The following is a 14128-nucleotide window of genomic DNA, read 5'->3' as shown; positions in this document are numbered from 1 at the left end:
AAAAGAAAATCCTGCCTGGTCAGCAGGATTTATCAAAAAATATTTTTCTTAATTCAACAACCGCCAGATCTGTTTCATCAACACCGGGGTAAAGTAAGTTTCTGTTAATGCCCCCAGAAATAATAACCCGCCATAAAGCAGAAAAACCAGAAAATAGGCCAGCAGCACATCCCTGCCATCCCCCTGCCGTCGCCCCAGTCTGCTTTTAAGCCAGTACAGTGCAAAACGCTGGGAACTGACCGCAGCGGCCCAGTACATAGGCAGGAAGAAGAGATTTTGCGGTAAAAGGGCAACCAGGGCCAGAACTGCCCCGGCAGCAGCTTTTTCCGCAGTCAGGAAGGCTGCTGTAAAACCCAGGGCAAACCCCCGCAAGAAGACCACAACCCAGACTAACGGCAGGGTCAGGACAAACAGGCCACCCAGAAAAAGCAAAAACAGGCTGCGTCCCTGTTCCAGGACCAGGGACCAGAAATACCTGCCCCGATCCACATCCAGACTGGACAGGTTTTGCCAGAAATGGTCCACCAGCAGGGTCAGCTGCTGTTTCTGACCAGCATCAAGAGCCCCTGGCCCCAGGGCCCCCAGAATATAGCCGCTGAAATAAAGGAGGAGCACCCAGAGATAACTCATCCAGCGCTCCCGCAAATACTGGCTCAATATCTTCTTCAGTCTCCGCATTTTCATCCTCCTCCCTGTCCTATATTTATGGGACAAGAGAGGAAAATATCCCAGGTCAGGATGAAAAATCAAGGACTTTCCAGCAACAGACGCCCAATATACTCGGCAGCCAGCACGTCTTCCAGGGAATTGCCACTGGCCGCCACTACCGCCACCCCGGTGCCCAGTTCCCGGGCCTTTAGTCTGGCCCGCTCCGCCCCCAGCCGGGCTGGCTCTGTCCCCCGGCGCCCGATGGTGCGGGCAATGGTAGCCGTTAGCACCGCTGGAGCTCCTGCTGTGACAGCAGCATCATAGGCAACCCCGCCGGTATCACTGACCAGTAGAATAACCTTTCCTGCAAAATCCGCCATTTTCGCCGTTTCCGCCCCCAGGTTGGGCAGGACCAGCTCGGGTGTTAATCCCGTTTCCGCCAGCCCGGCCAGAGCCTTCTGGCAGCGCGCCCTCCGTTCCTCTTCCTGGCCATACCTGGGTTCACTGACCAGAATCACTCCCGTCCCCAGCTCCCGGGCCTTTTGGCCCGCCTCCATTCCCCGCTGTCGAGGCTGAACAGCCACCGGGGCCCTGGTTTGATCGGGACTGGCCCCGATCACAGCTGCCGCCCCTGCCTCCAGCAGGCCTTCCGCAGTGGTGGACATATCAATTACATCCACTATTACTACCACCAGCCCCTGGCGGGCAGCAGCCGCAGCCCCGGAAGCATTAACAGTGACCGTTACCAGTGGGACAGGGTGACTAACCTTGCAGGATTCGCCCATAAGTACCGCCTCCTCCGGCCTGAATTTTCACCTGGCCCTGGCGACAGGCCAGAATCAGAGCGGCTATTTTCTCCCCGGCAGTCCGAATGAGATCTTCTGCTGGCACCTGATGTAAAATAGCCATTTCCGTCCCAAATTGGCTCAACAAACGTTCCAGGGTTTTCTTACCGATACCAGGCAGAAATTGCAAGGGCACTTGATAGTAATAGGGAGGATGCTTACCCCCGACCGCCGGCTCGGTGGTAATCGCCACCAGCCGGTCCAGCACCCCGGTAATCAGTTGCTTGCTGCCACAGGCAGGGCAAAATGTCACCGGCGGCTTCTCCTCTCCGGCAGTCCAGCCACAATCTGCACAGGCACTGCGGTGATATTTGCCCAGCCGCGGATCGAGCCCCCAGTTGGCTATGATTCTCCTGCCATCCTGATGGTAGAAGGCTTTCAGCATTTCCCTCCAGTTGAGCTCTGCCAGCAACAGTTCATTATATTCCCGCCCGATTTTCTCCAGGGAGTGCGCATCAGAATTGCTCAAAAAAGCTACCCGTGCCAGTTCGGCCAGCCGCTCCGCCATGGCAGTATCAGCGCTCAAGCCCAGTTCCAGCACCCGGATTTCTTGCTGTTCCGCCGGAGTGAGCAGTTCCCCGAGACTGGCACAAGCACAGCCGTATAGCCCCTTATGCGGGGTAAAAGCATGAGCCGGTGCCAGCAAACCTCCCAGTTCCAGGGTTTGCTGCAAAATCTGGCTCAAACTGAGGTGGGCCCGCTGACTGGAAAGGTGCAAATTGCGCATAAAACCGGCCAACCAGGTACTAAACTGCTCCATTTCTTCCAGTCCGGGAAAATAGGCCAGGAAATGGGCCCCTTCCCTGCTCTCCACCTCCGCCCCCGGAACCAGCAAAGTCCGCTGACGGTACAGCAGCCCTCCTTCTGGCAGTGGCTGCAAATCCCCTGCTGCTATCATTTCCTTCAAATCAGCCAGTACTCCAGGGGCCTGGGCATCGATAATTCCCACAATATCCAGCCCCTTGCGGTAAGCTGCTTCTGCCAGCACTGCCGGCAGGGTAAGCCGCCGGGAAGCGGTGATTTTTACCGGCCGCCCGGCTGTGGTAGCCCCTAAATGTATATGCAAATCAGCATAAAAACTGCGCATCCTTTTCCTCCCGTCTCCAAATTACCAGACAATCTGCCGGGCAGCCAGCCGCCCGGCAGCCGCTGCGGCGGCGAAAAATTCCCTGTCTTCCGCCGGCGAGCGGCCCATGGTAGTAACTTGTAGCTGATATTCCTCTACCATGGCCTTTACCAGGTCATCAGCCTCCAGTTCATACAATCGATGTTTGGTCAGAATCCCTGCCCCGGTTAGCTGGCGCCTGACCAGGTGGGCTTTGGCTGGCTCCAGCCGGGGTAATGCCAGCTGACAGGGGGCCAGGGCCACTTCGGCCAGGGCAGTCAGGGTGTGATGGCTTACCCCCTGATGCCTGGGACGAGGGTCGGCAAAACTGAGGCGGGGAACGGCGATAGCCTTGCCCCCCATGGTATGGACGGCATTGATAGCCTGTCCCTGCTCCACCCCGGTATATCCCCACTTGCTACCAGTGCCCACAATTCCTGGCCCCATGGCGATGACAATTACATCCGCCCGGGCAGCAACTTTAGCAACTGCCAGCGCAGAATAAAGGTTAACTGCTTCCAGGTCTCCGCCAAATGCGTGGCCGCAGGTAACAGTAGCAGAAATTAGCCCCTTTTCCTTCAGTTCCCGAACCAGCCGGGAAAAGGCAAGGGGCAGAGCTGCCCCATCAGTCATTACATATACCACCCGCAACCGATGACAGCATTCCCGCTGAATACCTACACATACTGCCGGCAACTGGCTATGCAGGGTGGCACAAACCACCGGCGTCTTTTTTAGACCGGTAAAGTTTTTCAATTCTTGATGCCAGGGGCTGGCCTCCTCTTCCGCAGCCAGCACCTTTAACTGCATAGGGGTATAGCGCAGTTTCATGATATGACCCTGGCCCTGCAGTTCTTCCCGGGGGCGGGAGAAATTGGCCATGACATAGTGAAAACCTCCCGTGCCCAGGCCCAGCTCTACTGCAGTGGTGTTGAGCAAAACCCGGTCCCCTGGTTGACAGGGCCCGGTCAAGGGGGGATAATTGACCGCCCGGGCTTTCTCCCCTCCCATTTCCACTTCCAGTTCCTGATAATCTCCTAAATCCCGCTTTACCGTCAGGACTATCCCTTCTTTTCTGGCAATCACGCCCTCTACCTCCAGTCATGGGCAGTTTTAACGATAGCCAGTACTACCTCCGTCAGTTTAACCAGATCGCTGATAGCCATTTTTTCTTCTACTGAATGGACATTTTGCATGCCAATCCCCAGGTTGGCCGTCGGCAAGCCCAGTCCAATGAAGATATTGGCATCACTGCCACCCCCGGTACTGTCCAGACTGGGGGTGAGACCACAGGCCTGGATAGCCTGGCGGGCAATCTGAACCACCGGTTCCTCTGGTTTCAGGTTTATCTCAGGATAGAGATCTTCTACAGTCAGCTGTACATAGGCGCCAAACTCCTGGGCTGTCTGTTCCAGAATGGTGGTCATTTGCTTGGTCTGGGCATGCAGTTTACGCGGATCCAGAGAACGGGCTTCCCCTTTCAGGTTAACCATATCGGGGATGATATTGGTAGCCTTACCCCCTTCGATTACCCCAATATTGGCTGTGGTCTCGGCATCAATGCGGCCCAGGGGCATGCGGTCAATGGCCCGGGCTGCCACTTGAATGGCACTGATACCTTTTTCCGGCTCCACCCCGGCATGGGCGGCCTTACCGCGAATAGTAGCCTCAATTTTGGTTTGGGCCGGCCCCCTGACCACAATGGAGCCCACCGGTCCACCAGCATCGAGAACAAACCCAGCTATACTCTGCAATTGCTGGCGATGCAACTGTTTGGCCCCCAGCAAGCCACATTCTTCTGCTACTGTGATTACCAGTTCAATCTCCCCATGGGGCAGGTTGTTTTCCTTGATTATACGGATGGCTTCCAGAATGACCGCCAGTCCAGCTTTGTCATCCCCACCCAGGATGGTATCACCCGCACTTCGGATGATATCTCCTTCGATTAAAGGCCTGATACCCCGGCCTGGTTCCACTGTATCCAGGTGGGCGCTGAAAAAAATGGGCATGCCCTGCCCATCCCCGGGAAGCCGGGCAATCAAGTTACCGGCAGTGCCATTAATAGCTTTACCTGCCTCATCTTCTTCCACTGTTAAGCCCAGTTCAATCAGGCGAGCTTTATACCAATCCGCCATGGCCCGTTCCTGGCGGGAAGGGGAATCGATTTGCACCATTGTCAAAAATTCGTGTACCAAGCGTGAAGTATTTACCATGAAACTACCTCCGTCCTTTCCAATAATAGTTGCCATAGTAGTGCCTCCGGCTTTTTTATCTATTTTATCATAAGCGGGAAGAAAAGAAAAAAGGCCCAGCAGGCCTAAATTAAAATTGAAAAGATTTAACTAACAGCGGTTTGCAGCTGCTGGCTCACATAAGTGGCCCCGCGCTCCAAAGCCTGCATGTTAAGCGGAATTAACTTGTGCCGGTACTCGGGCAGCACCTTTTTCAGGGCCTCTTCCAGGGACTTGAAACTGACCATACTGGTTAATGCCACCAGCGCACCCAGAATGACCATACCTGCTACCCGGGGATTGCCCAGCTCTTCAGCGATTTCATTGGCAGGAATATAGAAAGCTTTAATATCAGTTCGTTTTACCTGGCGGTCCACAAGGGAGCTGTTGACCAGAATCAACCCACCTGGCTTGACCGCTGGTTCAAACTTATCCAGGGAGGGGATATTCATGATAATGGCAGCGGTAGGGTTAAAAACTACCGGCGAACTGATGGGACGGTCACTGACAGTCACACCGCAGTTGGCTGTTCCTCCCCGCATTTCCGGACCGTAGGAAGGAATCCAGGCCACATGTTTACCTTCAAACATCCCGGCATAGGTCAGAAGCTGGCCCATGGACATAATTCCCTGGCCCCCGAAGCCGGCCATGATAATTTCATGTAACATCCTATTTCACCTCCGCCGGGGTTTTAAATTCCCCCAAGGGATAATAGGGAATCATCTTTTCTTCCAACCATTTGGTTGCTTCAATGGGAGTCATACCCCAGTTGGTAGGACAGGTGGACAGCACTTCTACCAGTGTAAAGCCTTTCCCGGCCATCTGGGTTTCAAAGGCTTTGCGAATAGCTTTTTTAGCCTGCATAATATATCTGGGATTGATGACTGTTGTCCGGGCAATATAGGCTGCGCCATCTAAGGTTGAAAGCATTTCCGCTACCCGGACCGGGAATCCCTGGGTTTCAGTGTTACGACCAAAAGGTGAGGTGGTAGTCTCCATACCCGGTAGAGTAGTGGGGGCCATTTGGCCTCCAGTCATGCCATAGATTGCATTATTAACGAAAATTACAGTAATCTTTTCCCCACGGGCAGCAGCATGAACGATTTCCCCGGTTCCAATCGCAGCCAGGTCGCCATCCCCTTGATAGGTAAACACCGCTGCATCAGGATGAACCCGTTTGATGCCAGTAGCCACAGCAGGAGCCCGGCCGTGGGCAGCCTGAAACATATCACAGTTAAAGTACTCATAGGCAAAAACAGAACAACCTACCGGGGCCACACCAATAGCCCGGTCCAGCAAATTCATCTCTTCCAGCACTTCCGCCACCAGACGGTGAATAACCCCATGGGTACAGCCAGGGCAATAATGGAAGGGCTTTTCCGTTAACCCCCTGGTTCTGGTAAAAACTTTTTTCATTTCTGCCATCAGAGAGCCCCTCCTTCCGCCAGCCCCTTAATACCAGCCACAATCTCATCCAGCATTGGCAGAATACCGCCCATTCGACCGTAGAAATATACCGGTTTTTTCCCGTTAACCGCCAGCTTGACATCTTCTACCATCTGGCCGGCACTCATCTCTACGGACAGAAAAGCTTTAGCCTGTTCAGCCCGACGATTGATGATCTCAGCAGGGAAAGGCCAGAGGGTAATCGGTCTGATCAGTCCAGCCTTGATGCCTTCTTCCCTGACCAGGTCCACCGCACCCTTGCAAATCCGGGCTGAGGTGCCATAGGCTACCAGGATAATCTCTGCGTCATCCGTGCAGTATTCTTCATAGCGAACTTCCCTGGCCGCGATTTCCGCATACTTCTTCTGCAAATGCCGGTTGAATTCCTCATTGTCCTTATCCACGATATGCAGGGAGTTAATGATATTGTTGCTGGCGCGTCCCCGCTTGCCCGTTGCTGCCCAGGGCTTTTCCGGCAGCCGGGGCTGGTAATTATCATCTATTTCTACCGGTTCCATCATCTGGCCCAGCACTCCATCACCCAGTACCATCACCGGGTTACGATACTGGTCAGCCAGGTCGAAAGCCAGAATAACCAGATCCACGATCTCCTGCACAGAGGAAGGCGCCAGGACGATCATGCGGCCATCACCATGGCCAGGCGCTTTGGTAGCCTGGAAATAGTCGGCCTGGGAAGGCTGGATATTGCCCAGTCCCGGTCCGCCCCGCATGATATTGACAATCACCGCTGGAACCTCAGCACCGATCAAGTAGGAAATTCCCTCTTGTTTCAAACTGATACCAGGACTGGATGATGAAGTCATGACTCTGGCCCCGGCACCCCCAGCCCCAAAAACCATGTTGATGGCAGCCACTTCACTTTCGGCCTGCAAAAAAACTCCGCCCACTTCCGGCAGCCTTTTGACCATGTAGTGGGGCAACTCGCTCTGGGGAGTAATGGGATAGCCGAAAAAATATTTGCATCCGGCCAGGACAGCCGCTTCCCCGATCGCTTCGTTGCCTTTCATCAGCAGTTTGGCCATCTTACTCCCCCTCCTTGCTTTCCTTTTCTACTTCTATAACTACATCCGGACACATGCGGGCACACATAGCACATCCGATGCACTTTTCCATCTCCTTAACGGTGGCCGGATGAAAGCCCATGGCATTAAAATGCTCCGCCAGGGTGATAATTTGCTGGGGACAAACGTGCAAACACAGTTCACAGCCTTTGCAGCGTTCTTCCCTGAATGTTACTCTGGGCATTGCTTCTTACCTCCTCACTTACCTGTTACCGGGCTTAAACATAGTGCGGGGATCAGTGTTGAAAGTCTGCTGGTCCCGTTGCCAGGGTGTTAGCATGAAACGTTCCAGGGTAAGGAAATTGCGGCCCGGCAAAAGTTCACTGACTTCTGGCAGTAACCCTGGTAATACCCCTACCCAGGCCAGAGGTATACCGGCCTGTATCGCCGCCTCCTCCACCAGGAGGGTACCTTCAAAGACCTGCTGGACTGTAGTAGCTTCCCCTAAATTGGGATTAGCGACAAAATGGGTAATCTTCAGCCTGGCAGCCCTTTCAATCTCCTCTTTTACCTTCAGGATTTCGGCGGGCTTTCTGGTAAAGGGACGGAAGGTGTTAACCACCAGGTACAGCTGATAGCTGCTGGCCTCAATCTGTGCGGCAAAACGGCCCAGAGCCGTAGCCCCCACCTCATCACCGCCTACATCCCAAATCACTGGCAGTTGTGGTTGGCTCAGGACCCCGTAAATAGCCGGTGTGAGAGCCGGTAAATCAGCCAGAGCCAGCTTGCCTTCTGATACGATCACATCAATTCCGTCCTCTGCCAGTTTTTCCTTCAGTTCCCGCGAACGGAAGTAGAGATTGACAATATCCAGATCCACCAGAGCCACCCGTCGTTCTGCTTGTTTTCTGGCATAAGCGAAATTAACCGCCATTTCGGTTTTACCACTGCCATAATAGCCAACAAAAACATAGTTTTTCACTAAAATTCCTCCCCGGCAGGCAACACCCTGACCAGTAGCTGTCGAGCTTGAGCCCAGTTCTGAATGGGCTCAAGTACTTGCTGATCCAGCAGAAGTTCCCCGGCCAGCACCAGCCGTCTGGCCTGCCCCTGGCTCAATGTCCATAAACTGCCCAGCCCTTTTAAACTCTGATATACCACCGTGCTGGCCAGCTCAGGGGGCAATTTTTCTCCGGGCTGCCATTCCCTCCCCAGATAGGCGGCTATTCCTCCCTTACTCCGCACCAGTTCTTGCGCTTTCGCTCCGGATAGCTTTTGCTGACAGAGCCATTCCAGCCAGGCCAGGGTCGGCAGTTGTCCAGTGGATAATGGTCCCAGCGGCCCCTCTCCTTCCCAATAGCTTAACACATCTACCAGCTTTTTGCCAACCCCCAGAGAGACAAAGGGATACTGTCCCAGATAGAGATAAAGCCAGGGCTCATCTGCAGCCGGTATCTGTTTTTGCCAGAGGGCCAGGGGAAACAGGGGCTGGCGTCTTACGGAAGCATGCCCGCTCAGTTCCAGTTCTGCTGGTAACTGAATCGTCCCCAGCAGATACTGCATCTCTACCGGTACCCCTGTTTCCAGTAAAATCTCCGGTATATTCTGTTCAGTGTCAGTAGCCAGCAGGATGATGCGCTGAGGCGGATAAGTGCTAAGCAAGGACCCGTGCAGCCGGGCCCTTGCTTCAGCTCTGGACAGCCAGAGATCTCCCACCTGTTTTTGTTCTGCTCTGACGATTATTCTCTGCCAGTCCCGTCGTTCTTGCCAGTACCACAGGTAGGCGTTCACAGACATCCTCCTCACTTGCGCAAAAAGTTATTGCGCACCTGCCCGATTGTCCGGATCCGTTCCTCAGCCATGACTTCTGCTGCTTTATAGGTGGGAATATTGTCCCGTTTAGCAATGGCAAATACCCGCAAGATATTATCATAAATACCTGCGATTTTCTGGATTGCCCGTTCCCGATTGTATCCTTCCAGCTCATCAGCCACATTGATCAAACCGCCGGCGTTGATGACAAAGTCAGGGGCATAGAGGATGCCTTTTGCTTCCAGCTCATCCCCGTGCCGTTCTTCCTTCAGGACATTGTTGGCAGCACCGGCGATAATCTGGAATTTGAACTGGGGCAGAGTCTCATCATTTACTACTGCCCCTAACGCACAGGGGGCAAATATCTCCGCTTCCACGCCATAGATGGCTTCCGGTTCTACTGCCCGGGCACCAAATTCCTGAACCACTTTTTCAACCCGTTCGGGGAAGATATCGGTTACAACCAGTTTGGCTCCTTCATCAGCAAGATACTTACACAGGTAATAACCTACGTGGCCCAGGCCCTGAACAGCTACAGTCATACCGGAGAGGGAGTCAGTGCCAAATTTTTCTTTGGCCGCTGCTTTCATCCCTTTCCAGACACCAAAAGCGGTCATGGGAGACGGGTCACCCGAACCACTGGCTACCCCGGTTACCCAGCGGGTTTCCATGCGTACATATTCCATATCCTGTACCGAAGTGCCTACATCCTCAGCGGTAATATAGCGGCCATTGAGGCTTTCCACATAGCGACCAAAAGCCCGGAACAGCGCCTCACTCTTATCTTTTCTGGGGTCACCGATAATAACCGTTTTGCCTCCGCCCAGGTTGAGGCCGGCAGCAGCTGCCTTATAGGTCATACCCCGGGACAGCCGCAGGGCATCAAGGATGGCATCATCTTCACTGGCATAAGTCCACATCCGGGTACCACCCAGAGCCGGGCCCAGGGTAGTATCATGGATGGCAATAATAGCTTTCAGCCCTGAAGCCTTGTCGTAACAGAGAACGACTTGTTCATAATCATATTTTTTCATGTACTCAAATACTTCCAGACTCATTTCTCCTTACCTCCTTTGATTTTGCCAGGCCAGCACCTGGGCGAGAGCAATGGAATAGAACTTGGCATAGTGGCTATCCGCCCGGGATGTGAGAATAATAGGAGCACTGGCCCCTGTGATGGTTCCAGCTGTCTTAACACCACCAAAAGCTACCGCTGTCTTGTACAACACATTTCCCACTTCCAGATTGGGTACCAGCAGGATGTGAGCATCCCCCTGAATTTCCCCTTTCACCCCCTTGTGTAGAGCCGCTTCTCTGGAAAGAGCCACATCTAAGGCCAGTGGCCCATCCACTATGGCATGAGGAATTTGTCCTCTTTCACCCATTTTGGCCAGTACAGCCGCATCCAGGGTAGCAGGCATATCGGGATTAACCAGTTCCAGCCCGGCTATTACTGCCACTTTGGGCTGCTGGTAGCCCAGCGCCCTGGCTACCCCGACGGCATTATTGATCATCTCAACCTTCTGCTGTAAATTGGGATTGATCACCATGCCCCCATCAGTCATGAAGGTGATGCGGTCAGGTCCTGGTCCCTCCAGCAAGGCCACATGACTCAGCACCTTGCTTTTGCGTAGCCCGGTATCCTTGTCCAGAATTTGTTTCATAATTACAGCACTGTGAACCAGACCTTTCATCAGCATATCCGCCTGTCCGGTTTTTACTGCCACCACTGCCATCTGGCTGGCTTTGACAGGATCCCTTTCATGGATAACTTCAATCTCAGCCCTGTTCAGGTCCAGCCCTGCTTTGACAGCAGCCTTCTTGATTTCCTCCTCATCCCCAAATAGGCGGGCGGTAATCAGGTTTTCTTCGATGGCTTCCCTGACGGCTGCCAGTACTTCACAGTCCTGAGCCACCGCTACCGCCAGGCGCTGGGAGGGATAACTGCGGGCAGTTTCCACCAGCTGGTCAAAATTGGTAATCACTCACCGCTCACTCCTTCAGGATAAATTCGCACAGATTCTTCCCCGGCCAGGACACGAAAAACCCCCTCAGCCAGGGCTGGCAGTTCCTCTTCTCCCGGGTAGACAGTTATCGGCGCCAGCCAGTTTAAAGCTGAAGTCAATTGCTCCATTAACCAGTGGGAAAAAGCCATGCCTCCGGTAAACAGCAAAAACCGCGGTAATGTATCTAAAATGGCGGCCATCGCCCCGATTTCCTTAATCAGTTGCTTTACCATGGCCTGTAAAGCCAGGCGGGCTTTCTCATCTCCTGCCTCTGCCCGCTTTTCCGCTTCCACCAAACTGTTGGTTTCCAGGTAGGAAACCAGTCCTCCACCCCCGACTAGCCTTTTGGCCAGGGGTGGATAGTGATAGTCCGTCTCTTCCGGCCAGTAAGCCAGTGCCGCTGAAGGCAGGGCCCCGGCCCGTTCCGGACTCATGGGTCCGCCCTGGTTGGCATTGCTGACATCAATGATTCTACCCTGCCGTACAGCCGCTACGGTGATGCCCCCACCCAGGTGAACAGCTACCCCGGTTAACTCCCGCGGGGAACAGGATTGTTCCTTTTGCCAGCGCAACAGGGCCCGTCGGATATTAAGGGCATGTAAATGGGAAAAACGCCTGATTTCCGGCAATCCAGTTCTCCGAGCTTCCGGAATCATTTCATCTACAGAAACAGGATCGACTATATATGCTTCCACCCCATAACGGTCAGCCAGCATTCTGGCCAGTATCCCGCCCAGATTGGAGGGATGCTGGCCTCCCCAGCCCTGTCTTAAATCTGCAAGCATGGCCTCATTGACCAGATAAGTGCCACTGTGCAAGGGGCGCAGTAACCCACCGCGTCCAACCACACCTACCAGTTTTCCGCCTCCCAGACCTTTCTCCGCCAGCAGACGCTCCAGGTCAGAAAGACGAAGGGGAAGCTGTTCCACAACATTTTCTCTATATGCTAGTTCAGCCACCGAATAGCGCAAGGTTTCCTGCCAGATCACTGTACCGTCTTCTGCAATAACCGCCACTTTTGTTGAAGTTGAACCCGGGTTAATCGCCAGTACTACCTGTTTTGCCATCATACTTCCCCCTTCAGCTATTAGTTTTAGCAAAAGCCATGCCAAAAAAGTGTTGTCTGAAAATTTTAGTTTTATGCTGTATAACTCCCGTTTTGACCGGATTGGACTTATACCCACAAGCACAAATTCGGCCAGGTCTTTTCTTTTGCAAAAAAAATCCTGCAATAAATTGCAGGATTTCTGGTCATCTGCATTTTTTTGCAGGTTAACGCAAGCCATAACGATCCATTTTATAGTAAAGGCTGCGCACAGCGATATTCAGTTTGCGGGCAGCCAGGGTTTTGTTGCCACCGCATTGAGCCAGCACATCACAGATTACCTGTCTTTCCACCCTGGCCAGAATTTCATCCAGGGTTTCTCCCTGCCAGCCACTATCCGGTAGCCGGTGTTCTCCCTCAACCTGAGGGCGGACCAGGCCCAGGGACGGCAAATGCCGGACGGCAATTACCGTATCTCCCGGGCGCATATTGATAATGGCCCGGCCGATCACATTTTCCAGTTCCCGAACATTTCCCGGCCAATCGTAGTTTTCCAGCACTTTCAGGGCTTCCGGTTCGATCCGTTCCACCTGCCGTCCAAATTCCCGGTTGAACTTACCGATCAGAAAACGGACCAGCAGGGGTAAATCCTGTTTCCGCCTCCGCAGCGGGGGAATGAAAATGGGAAAAACATTAAGCCGGTAATAAAGGTCCTCCCGGAAACTGCCTTCCCGGATTTTTTCCTCCAGATTGGCATTGGTGGCAGCGATTACACGGACATCCACAGGAACAGCCTTGGTGCCCCCGACCCGCCGCACTTCCTTTTCCTGCAAGACCCTGAGCAGTTTGGCCTGTAAGGTCAAGGAAATCTCCCCGATTTCATCCAGGAAAATGGTGCCCCCGTTGGCTTCCTCAAACAGCCCCCGTTTTCCGCCTTTTACCGCTCCGGTAAAGGCCCCTTCCTCATATCCGAAAAGCTCGCTTTCCAGCAGGGTATCAGTAAGGGAGGCGCAATTGACCCGGATAAACTTCTGGCTGCTGCGGGTACTGGCATTATGAATGGCATGGGCAAACAACTCCTTGCCTGTGCCGCTTTCCCCCCTGAGCAAAACGGTAGCAGGAGTAGCTGCCGCCCTTTCCGCCTGTTCCACAGCCAGTTTCAGTTCCTCACTCTGACCGATAATATCATCAAAGGTATATTTGGCTTCGAGATGGCGAATCAGACGGCGGGCATGCTCCAGTTCTTCTGTCAGTTTTTTGATTTCAGATAAATCGTGAATAACCCCAACACTGCCTTTTAATTCATTATTGACGATAATCGGGGCCACATTCACCATAACTTCCTTCTTGTTGGGTCCAATTTTCATGCGCACGCCCCGTACCGGCTGCCGGGTGCGCAGCACTTTATAATGCATGCTTTCCCCTTCCACAATATCCACTGTGGCCGGTTTATACAGGACATCCGCCTCTGTCAAACCGGTCAAACGGGTGTAAGCCGGGTTGATCAGAATTTGCATGCCGTTCTCATCCACTACCGAAATCGCATCATTGGTGGCATTGATAATGGCTTCCAGCATCGTCTTGATTTGCCGTACATTGGTCAACTCTTCTGCCAGAGCTTCAAAATCCCCCACATCGCGGAAAACCGCCACCGCCCCCACTACCCGTCCCTCTTCATCTTTCACAGGGACCCGGTTGGTTATGATGGTGGTTTTACCAAGATGCTGCTGTTGATTGAGCTCCGGCACGCCTGTCTCCAGCACAATATGCAGTCTGGTATTGGGAATAGCTTCCTGGGCTTTGCGGCCAATTACCTCTTCCCGCTTCAGTCCGGTCAAACGCTCTGCCGCTGCATTGAAGAGGGTAACAGCTCCCTCCCTGTTTACAGCGATCATGCCATCATGGGTGGAATCCAGGATCACTGCCAGTTCCCTGCTGCTAATTTCCATATCGCCCAGTCCTCCCCCT

Annotated in this window: 15 protein-coding genes; all 15 read right to left on the bottom strand. The window is 53.5% G+C overall.

The window, feature by feature from the left end; translation table 11 throughout:
- Nucleotides 1-48: 48 nt before the first annotated feature.
- The 15 genes from spoIIM to B5D20_RS04430 all read right to left on the bottom strand — a co-directional run bounded on the left by spoIIM (nucleotide 49) and on the right by B5D20_RS04430 (nucleotide 14109).
- Nucleotides 49-678, bottom strand: a complete 630-nt coding sequence (spoIIM, locus tag B5D20_RS04500; protein WP_159071828.1) for a stage II sporulation protein M — start codon at nucleotides 676-678, stop codon at nucleotides 49-51.
- Between the two features lie 68 nt (nucleotides 679-746).
- On the bottom strand, nucleotides 747-1433 hold the full coding sequence (locus B5D20_RS04495) for a hypothetical protein (protein ID WP_078665030.1): 687 nt from the start codon (nucleotides 1431-1433) through the stop codon (nucleotides 747-749).
- The gene (locus B5D20_RS04490) at nucleotides 1411-2580 is read right to left on the bottom strand and encodes an endonuclease Q family protein (protein WP_078665029.1); all 1170 of its coding nucleotides are present in this window, start codon (nucleotides 2578-2580) and stop codon (nucleotides 1411-1413) included. Before B5D20_RS04490 ends, B5D20_RS04495 begins: the two co-directional genes overlap by 23 nt.
- 21 nt (nucleotides 2581-2601) lie before the next feature.
- Nucleotides 2602-3684 carry a DUF3866 family protein gene (locus B5D20_RS04485; RefSeq protein WP_242952040.1) on the bottom strand — a complete coding sequence of 361 codons (1083 nt, stop codon included), beginning with the start codon at nucleotides 3682-3684 and terminating at the stop codon, nucleotides 2602-2604.
- Between the two features lie 5 nt (nucleotides 3685-3689).
- Nucleotides 3690-4847, bottom strand: a complete 1158-nt coding sequence (locus tag B5D20_RS04480) for a M20/M25/M40 family metallo-hydrolase (RefSeq protein WP_242952039.1) — start codon at nucleotides 4845-4847, stop codon at nucleotides 3690-3692.
- Between the two features lie 89 nt (nucleotides 4848-4936).
- On the bottom strand, nucleotides 4937-5497 hold the full coding sequence (locus tag B5D20_RS04475) for a 2-oxoacid:acceptor oxidoreductase family protein (protein WP_078665028.1): 561 nt from the start codon (nucleotides 5495-5497) through the stop codon (nucleotides 4937-4939).
- A gap of 1 nt (nucleotide 5498) precedes the next feature.
- Nucleotides 5499-6245, bottom strand: a complete 747-nt coding sequence (locus B5D20_RS04470; RefSeq protein ID WP_078665072.1) for a thiamine pyrophosphate-dependent enzyme — start codon at nucleotides 6243-6245, stop codon at nucleotides 5499-5501.
- A gap of 8 nt (nucleotides 6246-6253) precedes the next feature.
- A complete protein-coding gene (locus tag B5D20_RS04465) occupies nucleotides 6254-7318 on the bottom strand; it encodes a 3-methyl-2-oxobutanoate dehydrogenase subunit VorB (RefSeq protein WP_078665027.1) in 1065 nt (354 codons plus the stop codon).
- Nucleotide 7319: 1 nt separating this feature from the next.
- Nucleotides 7320-7541, bottom strand: a complete 222-nt coding sequence (locus tag B5D20_RS04460; RefSeq protein ID WP_078665026.1) for a 4Fe-4S dicluster domain-containing protein — start codon at nucleotides 7539-7541, stop codon at nucleotides 7320-7322.
- An 18-nt stretch (nucleotides 7542-7559) separates the two neighbouring features.
- Entirely contained in the window at nucleotides 7560-8279 is a 720-nt protein-coding gene (locus B5D20_RS04455; RefSeq protein ID WP_078665025.1) for a nucleotide-binding protein, read from the bottom strand.
- Entirely contained in the window at nucleotides 8279-9088 is an 810-nt protein-coding gene (locus B5D20_RS04450) for an acetate and sugar kinases/Hsc70/actin family protein (protein WP_078665024.1), read from the bottom strand. The genes B5D20_RS04455 and B5D20_RS04450 overlap by 1 nt, the downstream gene beginning before the upstream one ends.
- Nucleotides 9089-9099: 11 nt before the next feature.
- Nucleotides 9100-10161: a Leu/Phe/Val dehydrogenase gene (locus B5D20_RS04445; protein WP_078665071.1), complete on the bottom strand. Its 1062-nt coding sequence runs from the start codon at nucleotides 10159-10161 to the stop codon at nucleotides 9100-9102.
- Between the two features lie 12 nt (nucleotides 10162-10173).
- The gene (locus B5D20_RS04440; protein WP_078665023.1) at nucleotides 10174-11094 is read right to left on the bottom strand and encodes a bifunctional enoyl-CoA hydratase/phosphate acetyltransferase; all 921 of its coding nucleotides are present in this window, start codon (nucleotides 11092-11094) and stop codon (nucleotides 10174-10176) included.
- On the bottom strand, nucleotides 11091-12182 hold the full coding sequence (buk, locus tag B5D20_RS04435; RefSeq protein WP_159071827.1) for a butyrate kinase: 1092 nt from the start codon (nucleotides 12180-12182) through the stop codon (nucleotides 11091-11093). The genes B5D20_RS04440 and buk overlap by 4 nt, the downstream gene beginning before the upstream one ends.
- Before the next feature lie 205 nt (nucleotides 12183-12387).
- Nucleotides 12388-14109: a sigma-54 interaction domain-containing protein gene (locus B5D20_RS04430; protein WP_078665021.1), complete on the bottom strand. Its 1722-nt coding sequence runs from the start codon at nucleotides 14107-14109 to the stop codon at nucleotides 12388-12390.
- Between the last annotated feature and the right edge of the window lie 19 nt (nucleotides 14110-14128).

The organism is Carboxydocella sporoproducens DSM 16521 (assembly GCF_900167165.1).
Classification (GTDB): Bacteria; Bacillota.
Note: the sequence above shows the minus strand (reverse complement) of the source record. Positions and strands in the feature narration are given on the sequence as shown.

What these genes read in the sequence shown, in the direction of transcription:
- spoIIM (WP_159071828.1), bottom strand. Translation starts at nt 678, where the DNA reads ATGCGGAGACTGAAGAAGATATTGAGCCAGTATTTGCGGGAGCGCTGG.
- B5D20_RS04495 (WP_078665030.1), bottom strand. Translation starts at nt 1,433, where the DNA reads ATGGGCGAATCCTGCAAGGTTAGTCACCCTGTCCCACTGGTAACGGTC.
- B5D20_RS04490 (WP_078665029.1), bottom strand. Translation starts at nt 2,580, where the DNA reads ATGCGCAGTTTTTATGCTGATTTGCATATACATTTAGGGGCTACCACA.
- B5D20_RS04480 (WP_242952039.1), bottom strand. Translation starts at nt 4,847, where the DNA reads ATGGCAACTATTATTGGAAAGGACGGAGGTAGTTTCATGGTAAATACT.
- B5D20_RS04475 (WP_078665028.1), bottom strand. Translation starts at nt 5,497, where the DNA reads ATGTTACATGAAATTATCATGGCCGGCTTCGGGGGCCAGGGAATTATG.
- B5D20_RS04470 (WP_078665072.1), bottom strand. Translation starts at nt 6,245, where the DNA reads ATGAAAAAAGTTTTTACCAGAACCAGGGGGTTAACGGAAAAGCCCTTC.
- B5D20_RS04465 (WP_078665027.1), bottom strand. Translation starts at nt 7,318, where the DNA reads ATGGCCAAACTGCTGATGAAAGGCAACGAAGCGATCGGGGAAGCGGCT.
- B5D20_RS04460 (WP_078665026.1), bottom strand. Translation starts at nt 7,541, where the DNA reads ATGCCCAGAGTAACATTCAGGGAAGAACGCTGCAAAGGCTGTGAACTG.
- buk (WP_159071827.1), bottom strand. Translation starts at nt 12,182, where the DNA reads ATGGCAAAACAGGTAGTACTGGCGATTAACCCGGGTTCAACTTCAACA.
- B5D20_RS04430 (WP_078665021.1), bottom strand. Translation starts at nt 14,109, where the DNA reads ATGGAAATTAGCAGCAGGGAACTGGCAGTGATCCTGGATTCCACCCAT.